Source organism: Marinomonas sp. ABL3_031, assembly GCF_056161265.1.
Window position 1 is genome coordinate 37479 of the sequence record NZ_JBSWYU010000004.1, and the last position, 12046, is coordinate 49524.

Sequence of the window (12046 nt, forward strand, 5' to 3'; positions counted from 1 at the left end):
ACAGTATTTGTTTGTTTTTTGACAAGTGGTGCCATAACAATTAATCACCATAAATTTTATGCGGTTTTAGTATTGAAAGGTCAAAAGCTGTCCCCATATACCCAGCACAGAGAAAGAGAGTTTCTGTTATTTGGAGTTAAAAGATGAGTGATCAGCAAAAAAATCCTAACCAAGAGGCGGAGCAAGATTTGCAAAATGAAGCGCAAACAGAAGCAGTAGAAGAACTGCTGGAGCCAGAAGCGGAAGTATTAGAAGCCGAAGCGGATGATGAGCTTGCTAAAGCATTGGAAGAGGTAGCCCAGTATAAAGAAGCGGCGCTGCGTGCCCAAGCGGACGCGCAAAACGTTCGTCGCCGTGCGGAACAGGACGTTGAGAAAGCGCATAAGTTTGGCTTAGAGAAATTTGCCAAAGCCATCGTGAATGTGGCGGATAACTTAGAGCGTGCCCTTGCTTCGGCGACCGACACAGAGGAAACCGACCCAGTACGTGAAGGGGTAGAATTGACCCTGAAAGATTTGCTTGAAACCCTTGGTCGTTTTGACATCAAAGCCGTTGATCCTCATGGCGAACCGTTCAATCCAGACTTGCATCAGGCGATGACTATGGTGCCAAACCCTGAGTTGGAACCCAACACTGTGATGGACGTTGTGCAAAAAGGTTATACCTTGCACGGTCGTCTGTTGAGACCTGCAATGGTAGTGGTTTCAAGCGCTGCATAAAAAACGTCATTTTTTTGACACTGGACGCTTGAAAAGTGTTTAAGCGTACCCAAATACAGAATTAACTTTGTTACAAACGAATTTATTGGAGAAACAAACGATGGGTAAAATCATTGGTATCGACTTAGGGACAACTAACTCTTGTGTAGCTGTTCTTGATGGTGAAAAAGCACGTGTAATTGAAAACGCTGAGGGTGATCGTACAACGCCTTCCATCGTTGCTTTTGCAGACGATGGTGAAGTGCTAGTAGGTCAGTCAGCAAAACGACAAGCGGTTACGAACCCAGCGAACACCTTGTTTGCCGTTAAACGTTTGATCGGTCGTCGTTTCCAAGATGATGTGGTACAGAAAGACATTTCTATGGTGCCTTACAAAATCATCTCTGCTGAAAACGGTGATGCTTGGGTAGAAATCAAAGGCGACAAGAAAGCGCCACCACAGATTTCTGCTGAAGTCCTAAAGAAAATGAAGAAAACTGCAGAAGACTACCTAGGTGAGTCTGTGACAGAAGCGGTTATCACTGTGCCTGCTTACTTTAATGACTCGCAGCGTCAAGCAACGAAAGACGCTGGTAAGATCGCTGGTCTAGATGTTAAGCGTATTATCAACGAGCCAACCGCGGCGGCATTGGCGTACGGCCTAGACAAAAACTCTGGCGATTCTACTATCGCGGTTTATGACCTTGGTGGTGGTACTTTTGATATCTCTATCATCGAGATTGCTGACGTTGATGGCGAGAAGCAATTCGAAGTTTTGTCTACTAACGGTGACACTTTCCTAGGTGGTGAAGACTTCGACATGCGTGTGATCGAATTCTTGGCGGCTGAGTTTAAGAAAGACACTGGCATTGATCTACACAACGATCCATTAGCACTACAGCGTCTAAAAGAAGCGGGTGAGAAAGCGAAAGTGGAGTTGTCGTCTTCTTCTCAAACAGAAGTAAACTTGCCTTACATCACTGCGGATGCGACTGGTCCTAAGCACTTGAACGTGAAATTGACCCGTTCTAAGTTGGAATCTTTGGTTGAAGAATTGGTGATTCAGTCTCTAGAGCCTTGCCGCCAAGCACTGAAAGATGCGGACTTGTCTGCTTCTGATATCGACGAAGTTATCTTGGTTGGTGGTCAGACTCGTATGCCTTTGGTACAAGCGAAAGTAACCGAATTCTTCGGTAAAGAGCCACGTAAAGACGTGAACCCAGACGAAGCGGTTGCCATCGGTGCGTCTATTCAAGGTGCGGTATTGGCCGGTGACGTGAAAGACGTTCTATTGCTAGACGTAACGCCTCTGTCTCTCGGTATCGAGACAATGGGTGGCGTGATGACAACTTTGATCGAGAAAAACACCACGATTCCTACTAAGAAATCGCAAACTTTCTCGACAGCAGAAGACAACCAAAATGCAGTGACTATCCACGCCTTGCAGGGTGAGCGTAAACAAGCGGCTCAGAACAAGTCTCTAGGTCGTTTCGACTTGGCTGACATTCCACCTGCGCCACGTGGTGTGCCACAAATCGAAGTAAGCTTCGACATCGACGCGAACGGTATCTTGAGCGTTTCTGCGAAAGACAAAGCGACCGGTAAAGAGCAGTCTATCGTGATCAAAGCGTCTTCTGGTCTAAGCGATGAAGAAGTCGAGCAAATGGTGCAAGACGCGGAAGCGAATGCGGAAGAAGATCGTAAGTTTGAAGAGCTTGTACAAGTTCGTAACACAGCTGACGGTATGATCCACGCGACTCGTAAGACACTTGCTGATGCTGGCGATAAAGCCACTGAAGAAGAGAAAACCGCCATTGAAACGGCGATCTCTGAATTGGAAGAAGCTTTGACTTCGAACGACAAAGAAAAGATCGAAGAGAAAACCAATGCCTTGACGCAAGCGTCTGGTTCTTTGGCTCAGAAGATGTATGCAGACGCGGAAGCGGCTGAAGGTGCAGCGCAAGGTGCTGAACAAGCACAACCTCAGGACGATGCTGTAGACGCGGAATTTGAAGAAGTAAAAGACGATAAAAAATAATCGTCAATGCTGATGAAACCGCCTCATTGCGAGGCAAGTGATGGCGGGCACGGTGAATACCGTGCCTTGCTGTTTAAGCGAGCTTGAGAATGCTTAAATAAAACATGCAGACTTTTACGATTCAGGAATACCTGCGATGAGCAAAAGAGACTATTACGACGTTCTTGGGGTGTCCAAAAGCGCGGATAAGAAAGAGATTAAAAAAGCTTATCGCTCTTTAGCGAATAAGTACCACCCAGACAAGAACCCAGATAACCCAGAAGCACTTGATAAATTCAAGGAACTGGCTGAAGCCTATGAAGTATTGTCTTCTGAAGAAAAACGTTCGGCTTATGATCGTTTTGGTCATGAAGGCGTAAGTGGTCAAGCTGGTGGCTTTGGCGGTGCTGGTGCTGGTGGTTTCAGTGATATCTTTGGTGATGTATTTGGTGACATCTTTGGCGGTGGCGGTGGCGGTGGTGGCGGTCAAAGCCGCACGCGTCGTGGTTCCGACTTACGTTACACTTTGGAATTGGATTTAGAGCAAGCGGTTTGGGGTTGCGAAGAGAAAATTCGTATTCCTACCTTAGTCGCTTGTGATACTTGTGACGGTACAGGGGCGAAGAAAGGCTCTACTCCAAAAACCTGTGGAACCTGTGGTGGTGCGGGTCAAGTGCGTATGTCACAAGGTTTCTTTTCGGTGCAGCAGACCTGTCCTGAGTGTCATGGCCAAGGTCAGGTGATTGCTGATCCTTGTCCAGATTGTCATGGTCAAGGTCGCAAGCAAGAATACAAAACACTGAATGTGAAAATTCCTGCTGGCGTTGATACGGGGGATCGTATCCGTTTATCTGGTGAAGGCGAAGCGGGTACTCATGGCGGTCCAGCGGGAGACTTGTTTGTTCAGGTGTCGGTGAAACCGCACAGCATCTTTGAGCGTGACGGGGCGAACTTGTATTGTGAGGTGCCGATAAGCTTTACCGCAGCGGCATTAGGTGGCGAAATTGATGTGCCAACTCTCGATGGTCGTGTGCGTTTGAAAGTGACCGCGGAATGTCAGACAGGTAAATTATTCCGTCTGCGTAATAAAGGGGTGAAACCCGTTCGCGGTGGCCCAGTCGGTGATTTGATCTGTAAAGTGGTGGTGGAAACTCCGGTAAACTTAACGGCGCGTCAGCAAGAGTTATTGACGGAATTGGCCGAGACCATGGGAGAAGGTACGAATCATTCTCCAAAACAAAAAAGTTGGTTTGATGGCGTTAAACGCTTCTTTGATGATATTAAGAAGTAAGGGTCTTATCCAGTGTTATATAAAAGGCGCTATTTAGCGCCTTTTTCTTTGAGTAAATAATCAATGTGGCTGCGTAATAAATTGGCCGCATTGGTGAAGCTCTGATTATTAGGGATAATGAAGTCCGCTTTGTCACGAATGCCGATGGTTTTTATGGCGGCTTGGCGTACATGGCGCATGTATCGGCTGGTCACCTCATTTACGTCACGACCACGCTCTGCAATGTCTCGTTTCAATCGACGTACAATGGCGATGTCCATATCCGTATCGACAAATAATAGATAGTCCACAGCATCACGAATGCCTGGGTCTTGAAACATCATGTGACCTTCTACTAAGACCACATGCGTTGGTTCTAAGTTTCGGTAGCCAACACGTTTGTGTTGCGAGTGATCGTAAACTGGGATCTCATTCGGTTGTTGGCGATTTTTGCAGTTGTGAATGGCCAATGTCAGGCTTTCTATATCCAATGAACTCAAATCATCGAAGTTGTAGACATCCGGATCTATGCTACCGCAGCCATTGTAAAAGCTGTCCTGGCAAAGAACCGTAATTTTTGAATCTTGGCCTTCTGCTAGTAACGAGCAAAGTCGACTTTTTCCGCTGCCAGATACGCCAGTGATGCCAATAACAAGTGCCATGTATTACCTCAAATAAAATAAAGCGTCTGTGCTCCTTGAGTTGTCGGAGCGAATCGTGTTGTATTATATATCAGGTTGTGTGGTTTTAGTGCCGAAAAAGTGGAATATCGATGTATGTAGGGATAGATTCATGCTTAAGGTGATTGCTTCAGCTGTCCTCGCCTTGTCTTGCTTGGTGACGCAGTTCGTATGGGCGAATACGCAAGCGAATGTCGTGCGTGTGGCGACAACGTCTGAATTGTTTGGTTTACCTTTCAATAATCTTAAACTCACGGATTTAGAGGAATATCTCAAATCCATGGGCGTAGAGGGTTATCCTTCTTATCAAGAGGGTATAGAAAGTTTTAGTTTGGGGCCGGAAGGCATTTTGGGTGTCACAGACTTGATGGTCTATAGCAACGACTCTGGTTTTATAGAAAAAGCTTTATTGTCTGGTGTGGTGGAAAGTGACAGTAAACGTCGTGCTTTAGGCGAACTCTTGTTCAAAAAATATGGTGTTCCCAGTATAGGTAGCCTGACCAGTGGTGTTGGGAAGGTGGAATGGTGGTTGCGAGACTATACGAAGATAATGCTTAAAAATACCACTTTTGATGTGTCTGTCATGTATCTTGATGAACGACCTAAAGTGATTCAACGTTCAGGCCGTATTGATGTAGAATCTCTGTCTCGCAATAATTAACGTCGACGTGACCCTTTGCTATGTTTTTTCTTGATCTTAATCTTCGTTTGGCTCAGTTATTACAGCCGCATCTACAAGATGTTTCGTTGGCCTTGGTGGCCACGTGTTTGGTGATTTACGGGGATCGTATTAATGGCTATTTAAAGCGTATGGTAGCGTCCTGGATATTCCTTGCACGCATATCGGCTTTTATTCTCATGTGTACCTTTGGCTACGGCTTGCTGACATTATGGACTCAGCCATTAGTGTATTGGGGAATTACCCAAGTGGATTTGGTATATCGTCCAGTGCTGGTACTCGCTTGTTTTTGTTTTTTAGGCGTGTTGGCGGAAAGAAAGCGTCATTTGTAAAAAAATATGATGAAATTTCCTGTCGATTTTCGTTGCTAATTTACAACAAAAAAGGGCCAGATTCTCTCATTTTCGCTTTTTGAATTTTATTCTGTAGTAAAGTTTCTAGCTTCCTGCTGATATTTCGTTATTTCTATAAAATAAATCTCTAAATTACGGATTTTAAAGACTTTTTGTAGTCTTCTTACAATTTGTTATTGGTCAAATCTGACGGTAAACTTGCGCCCATATTGATACGATAGCGTCACTTGGGGGCACAGCATGACAAGCACTTGGTTACAATCACTCTCACAAGTCGAATCTATGATTCCACTTTTGGGTAAGTTAGGCCGCGAAAAATCCATTAAGGTTCAGCTAGCAGGTAATACTCTGATGGCCGACTCTGTCACCGGATTGATGGCAACATTTGATCAGCATCCAGAAGTGGATCTAACGCAAGTGTATGCAGCCTTAGAAGATTTGTATGCCAGTGATGCAAGACAATCTAGTGTAGAACTGGAAGATTTATTGGCTGAAGCTGATCTTGCTAGTTTGTTGAAAGCGCAATCGACCGAAGGAACAGAAGTGCCGGTTGTACTCTACGGTTTTGGCCGCATTGGTCGTTTATTGGCTCGTCGTATGTGTGCTCTGGGTCACACGACTCCGGGGATGAAATTGGCAGCCATTGTGGTGCGTAATGCGGGTAAGGCGGATTTGGCAAAGCGCGCTAGCTTGCTCAAATACGATTCTGTGCACGGTGCCTACGACGGCATAGTCAAAGCGGACGAAGAAAACCAAGCCTTGATGATCAATGGTAACAAAGTAAAGGTTATTTACGCGTCGGATCCTGCTGAAGTCGACTATCAAGCCCATGGTATCGATAATGCTTTATTGGTCGACAATACTGGACGTTGGCGTGATCATGATGGCCTGAGTGTGCATCTTAATCGTCCAGGTATTGATCGTGTTGTGTTAACAGCACCTGGCAAAGCTATGAAGAATGTGGTGTTTGGTGTGAATGATTCGGACTTAAGGGCAGAAGACAAGATTGTTTCTGCAGCGTCTTGTACGACCAATGCCATCACGCCTATTTTATCCGTATTAGAAGACAAGTTTGGCATTGAATCTGGTCATGTTGAGACAGTGCATGCCTATACCAACGATCAGAACTTGATTGATAACATTCATAAAGGCGACCGCCGTGGTCGTGCTGCAGGCATGAACATGGTAATGACAGAAACCGGCGCGGCGAAAGCGGTATCAAAAGCCATTCCATCATTAGAAGGGAAATTAAGCGGTAGCGCGATCCGTGTTCCGGTAATCAATGTATCCATTGCTGTCTTGAGCTTGAACCTAAAAGCTGAGACATCCGTTGAAGAAATTAATGCGCTATTAAAAGCTGCTGCAGGCAGTGCCGAGTTGGCAGGTCAGATTGGCTACAGTGAAGAAGCCGATGCGGTGAGTTCCGATTTCATCGGTTCTCAGCAAGCGGGTATCCTAGACTCTTTATCCACTAAAGTGCGTGGAAACCAAGCAACATTGTACGTTTGGTACGACAATGAATACGGTTACAGCTGCCAAGTGGTACGCTTGATGGAAAAACTTGCGCAAGGCGAGTTTTCAAAAGCTCAGCTATTAGAAAATCAAGCAGCTTAATAAGCTTACTGGTATTAGGTTGATTAGAAAGCGATGATTCTGTCATCGCTTTTTTTGTGCTTGAAGACGTGATAATAAAAAGGCGAGTAGTAAGGAAAAGCCATAAAAAAAGCCGGACAAGTGTCCAGCTTAAATAAAAGTAACTAGCAGCTTGAATAGCAACATCCTGTGGGAATGGTGATATTCGCCTAAGACAAGACTGTGGGAACTTGCCTTAGGGATCGTACAGTTAGGGCTGTACGAAAGCACACTTTAGATTATTGGTGAATCTAAAGTTATGTTGCTAATTTTAGACAAACTCAGTGAGCTGACAAACGATAAAATTTAGGCTTTTGCATTAGCTATATTAATGCAAGAAATGGCTGATTTTTGCTACACTTTTTATTTTTCGTTCTAGGCAGTGTGTTATGAAGTCGATTCCTTTGACAGGGTTAAATACTTTTTCTGTAGCAGCCCGTCACTTGAGTTTTACTAAAGCCGCACAAGAGTTGCATTTAACTCAAGGTGCTGTGAGTCAACAAATCCGTCAGTTAGAAGAGCGTTTAAAATTTAGCTTGTTTACCCGTCATCACAAGCGCTTGGAATTGACGGTGGCAGGAGCACGATTGGCGGTACAATTAAATCACAGTTTCAATGAAATCAGTGGCTTAATCAGTGATTTACAGCAAGAGGAAAGCTCCAATATCTTATCAGTTTCGGTGATGCCGTCTTTTGCCACCAAATGGTTAATCCCTCGCCTTGGTAGTCTGCAAGAAACCTACCCAGATTTGCAATTACGTATCCAAGCCAATGATAGGGAAGTCAGTTTTCAGCGCGATCAAATCGATGTGGCCATCGTTCACAGCCACGTGCATAAGGCTAAAAGTCACTTAGTGCCATTGATGAAGGATCAGGTTTTCCCTGTTTGCAGTCCCGCTTTTTTGCAACAACGAGGCTTAACGCATGTCGACCAATTAGCCAGTGTGCCCTTACTCAATGACGATTCGGAATGGCGCTTTTCAAGTCCTTATGCGGAATGGGAAAGATGGTTGCAATTGGCCAATGCCAAAGGGGTGAAACCATCCCGTGGTATCAGCTTTAACCGTGGTGACCTTGCTGTGCAAGCGGCGATTGCGGGGCAGGGCGTCGCCTTAGGCAGAACGCCATTGGTGATGGACGATATTCAGCATGGCCGATTAGTGAAGCCTTTTGACTATGTGTTGGATGAAAAACACGCCTATGTTTTTGCGTGTCCAGAAGCACAGTATCAAAGAGAGCCTGTCCAACAATTACTGACTTGGCTGGTGGCGGAGTGCTATCGCTACTCGCCAGAAGATACTTTAACCAAACCGGAAGATTTGTCGGCTATTGGCTAAAGAGTAATTTAATGGAGATGGCCAAACACATAATGATGACCATTGGACGAATCAGTTTAGCGCCTTTGGTAATCACTAAGCGTGAACCAATTTGAGCTCCCAGCCATTGCCCAATGCCCATCACAAGGCCCAGTGTCCACATAATATGACCACTGAAAGCAAATACCAGCAAAGAGGATACATTGCTGGTGGCATTAAGAATTTTGGTATGGGCCGTCGCCGATACGAGGGTTAGGCCCATTAAGCACAGATAAGCAGTAGAGAAAAAAGCGCCTGTTCCGGGGCCAATCAAGCCGTCATAAAAACCTATGCTGGTGCCAATAATAATGGCAAATTGTAAATGGCTTAGAGAAAATTTACTGGCTAGATAAGGCTGAACTTTGGGTAAGAAGAAAAAGAAAACCGCGACGGCGATTAAGATAATGGGCACAGCTTTGAGCAGCAAGCTGTTGTCTAGGTAAGCAACCAATAAAGTGCCTAACATGGCACCGATGGCTGTCATTAAGATGGCGGGTAGCATCTGTTTCAGATCCACCTGACCTTTCTTAATAAAGTGATAAGAAGCGGATAACGTACCAGCACAACCTTGCAGCTTGTTGGTGGCAAGTGCTTGAGCGGGAGATAGTCCAGCGGCTAATAAAACCGGCAAAGTGATCAAACCACCACCACCTGCAATGGCATCAATAAGACCTGCAATAAAGGCAGTCGCAAACAAAGCCATATAGATCCAAATTGATAGGTCGAATAAGGTGAGATCCATATGGCGAGTTTCCATGCTTAGCGATAAAGAAATAAAGAGGCCGCTAGTAAAGCAAAAAAAGCCCACCTAAACAACCGATTAGGTGGGCAAAGGTACAGAAGACGTCGCGGATTAATGCTTAGATTGAACGTACTCTTCTAGAGTCGTGACTTGGCCATCAGTGAATTCCAAACCCAGTTTGGTTCGGCGCCATAGAATGTCTTCTGCGCTACGAGCCCATTCTTGTTTAATCAGATAATCCACTTCAGCTTGATACAACTCGTTACCGAAATCTTTGCCCAATGCCGCAACGGAATCTAGGTTGCTGAGAATCAATTGCGTGCGACTGCCATAACTGTTAGCGAATCGCTGCGCTAAATGTGTGCTAATAAAAGGATAATCCTGTTGTAGCTGCATTGCATAAGCGTCCAATGACATCCCCAACTCACCGCCTGGAAGCGGTTTGCTGTGTGTCCATTCCTTGCCCATTTGCAGGTAGAAAGGGGCTAGTTTTTTCATCGCTGACAAGGCCAGTTTACGATAAGTGGTGATTTTACCGCCGAAGATACTCAGCAATGGCGCACCCAAATCATCATCAAGATGCAATGTGTAATCACGGGTTACTGCAGAAGGATCGGAAGATTCGTCCTCTAATAACGGACGCACACCTGAGTAGCTCCACACCACGTCTTTTGGTGTTAAGCTTTGTTTGAAGTGATCGTTGGCCACCTGCAGTATGTAGTTGGTTTCTTCTTCCGAGATGGCTACTTGTTTAGGATCGCCTTTGTATTCAACGTCCGTGGTGCCAAGCAGTGTGTAGTCTTCACGGTATGGAATAGCGAACACAATGCGCTTATCCGTGTTCTGCATGATAAAAGCATTAGTGTGTTGGTAGAGCTTAGGTACGACTATATGGCTGCCCTTGATCATACGAATACCATAAGGAGCTTTGCGTTCCACCTTGCTTTCAATGAAGGAGGATACCCAAGGTCCTGCTGCATTGACTAAGCCATCAGCAGTTACTTCAAAGGTTTCTTTACTGAGTAAGTCCTCCAAATGGATGTGCCACTTGCCATCAATGCGTTTGGCAGAAGTACAGCGAGTGCGCGCATAAATTGCAGCTCCATTTTGTTGAGCGCTCAATGCGTTGGTCACAACGAGGCGAGCATCGTCGACCCAACAGTCTGAGTATTCAAACCCTTGTGAAATGTCATCCTTTAGTGGGCTATCAGTGCCGTATTTAATGCGCTTGGAGCCTGGAAGTGTTTCGCGTTTTCCTAAGGTGTCGTACAGGAACATACCGATACGAATCAACCATGCTGGTCGCAAGTGCGGACGGTGTGGCATCTGAAAACGCATTGGAGTGACCAAATGTGGCGCGACTTTCAGTAGTACTTCACGCTCATTTAAGGCTTCTTTAACCAGACGAAATTCATAATGCTCTAGGTAGCGTAAGCCGCCATGTATTAGCTTACTGCTTGATGAAGAGGTGGCGTTTGCAAGGTCACCCATTTCGCATAACCCAACTTTTAAGCTACGGCCAGCCGCATCAGCTGCGATGCCGGTTCCGTTAATGCCACCGCCTACAACGAAGAGATCAAAATGTGTTCGAATCATACTGAGCCTCAAAATCGAAAATTAATTATGTTCGAAAACGAACATTTGTTTTCGATAGTAAACCTGTTAGGTGGGGATATCAAGGGTATGAATGTGAAGTTTTCATGACTGCATGCCTCTTCATAGAGGCATAAAGTAAACCAATAAAGGGGGCGGGGTATTCCGCTAGTGGTCACACTAGTGTTTAGCAGGGCAAAGTTCCAATCGAACTTTGTGTTCTTTCATTAGCTTGAGAATCGCTTTTGGTGGTTGTGCATCGGTAAATAAGCGATCGACTTGCGTGATATTGCCTAAACGCACTACTGCATTGCGACCAAACTTGGCGCTGTCGGCGGCCAAGAACACATTTCTGGAATTGGAAATAATGCTTTGTGCGACTCGCACTTCTTGATAATCGTAATCCAGTAACGAGCCATCCAAAGGGTCAATGCCACTGATGCCGACTATGCCATAATCCACTCGGAATTGATTGATGAAGTCTATGGTCGCTTCTCCCATGACACCGCCATCACGGGAACGCACTGTGCCGCCAGCTATGATGACATTAAAGTCTTCCTTGCTACTCAAAATCGTGGCAACGTTCAAGTTGTTAGTGATGACTTGCAAGCCTTGGTGATTTAACAGGGCGCGTGCTACGGTTTCGGTGGTGGTGCCGATATTGATGAACAAGGAGGCATTGTTGGGTATTTCGGCTGCAATGTGTTTGGCTATTTGTTCTTTCGCTTCGTGCTGCAGAATTTGCCGTGTAGCGTAGGCCACATTGGTGGTGCTGGATTCGAAGCTGGCGCCGCCATGGTGACGGCGAAGCTGACCGGCTTTGGCTAATTCATTAATATCGCGACGTATGGTTTGTGGTGTCACGGCAAATTGACTGGCCAGTTCTTCAATAGAGATATAACCCTGTTCTTTAACTAAAGCGACGATTTTGTCTTGGCGAGAAAGCTGCCCCATAGCGTTTTCAACTCCTCAAAAGGTAACCCTTGCTAAAGGCGTCCCCATTGGTTTTTAATATAGAATATTCGAA

General features: G+C 45.5%; 11 protein-coding genes. 7 read left to right on the forward strand and 4 right to left on the reverse strand.

The window, feature by feature from the left end:
* Window positions 1-143 precede the first annotated feature (143 nt).
* From grpE to dnaJ, 3 genes are all read left to right on the forward strand, one after another.
* Entirely contained in the window at window positions 144-719 is a 576-nt protein-coding gene (gene grpE / locus ACXAH2_RS06265) for a nucleotide exchange factor GrpE (RefSeq protein WP_475077319.1), read from the forward strand.
* Between the two features lie 100 nt (window positions 720-819).
* Entirely contained in the window at window positions 820-2736 is a 1917-nt protein-coding gene (dnaK, locus tag ACXAH2_RS06270; protein ID WP_475077320.1) for a molecular chaperone DnaK, read from the forward strand.
* Window positions 2737-2872: 136 nt separating this feature from the next.
* A complete protein-coding gene (dnaJ, locus tag ACXAH2_RS06275) occupies window positions 2873-4006 on the forward strand; it encodes a molecular chaperone DnaJ (protein ID WP_475077321.1) in 1134 nt (377 codons plus the stop codon).
* Between the two features lie 29 nt (window positions 4007-4035).
* Here the strand turns inward: dnaJ and ACXAH2_RS06280 are convergent, their stop codons facing one another.
* A complete protein-coding gene (locus tag ACXAH2_RS06280; protein ID WP_353666381.1) occupies window positions 4036-4647 on the reverse strand; it encodes a uridine kinase family protein in 612 nt (203 codons plus the stop codon).
* 130 nt (window positions 4648-4777) lie between these two features.
* Between ACXAH2_RS06280 and ACXAH2_RS06285 the strand changes: the two genes are divergently transcribed.
* The 4 genes from ACXAH2_RS06285 to gcvA all read left to right on the forward strand — a co-directional run bounded on the left by ACXAH2_RS06285 (window position 4778) and on the right by gcvA (window position 8666).
* Window positions 4778-5326 carry a uridine kinase gene (locus ACXAH2_RS06285; RefSeq protein WP_475077322.1) on the forward strand — a complete coding sequence of 183 codons (549 nt, stop codon included), beginning with the start codon at window positions 4778-4780 and terminating at the stop codon, window positions 5324-5326.
* A 20-nt stretch (window positions 5327-5346) separates the two neighbouring features.
* Window positions 5347-5676, forward strand: coding sequence for a DUF3392 domain-containing protein (locus tag ACXAH2_RS06290; protein WP_475077323.1), 330 nt, complete (start codon window positions 5347-5349; stop codon window positions 5674-5676).
* A gap of 261 nt (window positions 5677-5937) precedes the next feature.
* Window positions 5938-7311, forward strand: coding sequence for a glyceraldehyde-3-phosphate dehydrogenase (locus tag ACXAH2_RS06295; protein ID WP_475077324.1), 1374 nt, complete (start codon window positions 5938-5940; stop codon window positions 7309-7311).
* Window positions 7312-7718: 407 nt separating this feature from the next.
* Window positions 7719-8666, forward strand: a complete 948-nt coding sequence (gcvA, locus tag ACXAH2_RS06300; RefSeq protein ID WP_475077325.1) for a transcriptional regulator GcvA — start codon at window positions 7719-7721, stop codon at window positions 8664-8666.
* Here the strand turns inward: gcvA and ACXAH2_RS06305 are convergent.
* From ACXAH2_RS06305 to ACXAH2_RS06315, 3 genes are all read right to left on the reverse strand, one after another.
* Window positions 8656-9426, reverse strand: a complete 771-nt coding sequence (locus ACXAH2_RS06305; protein WP_475077326.1) for a TSUP family transporter — start codon at window positions 9424-9426, stop codon at window positions 8656-8658. The two genes, gcvA and ACXAH2_RS06305, sit on opposite strands and share 11 nt — an antisense overlap.
* 111 nt (window positions 9427-9537) lie before the next feature.
* Window positions 9538-11022 (reverse strand): glycerol-3-phosphate dehydrogenase, encoded by a 1485-nt coding sequence (glpD, locus tag ACXAH2_RS06310; RefSeq protein WP_475077327.1) that lies wholly within the window; start codon window positions 11020-11022, stop codon window positions 9538-9540.
* Between the two features lie 177 nt (window positions 11023-11199).
* Window positions 11200-11973, reverse strand: a complete 774-nt coding sequence (locus ACXAH2_RS06315) for a DeoR/GlpR family transcriptional regulator (RefSeq protein WP_475077328.1) — start codon at window positions 11971-11973, stop codon at window positions 11200-11202.
* Window positions 11974-12046: the final 73 nt, after the last annotated feature.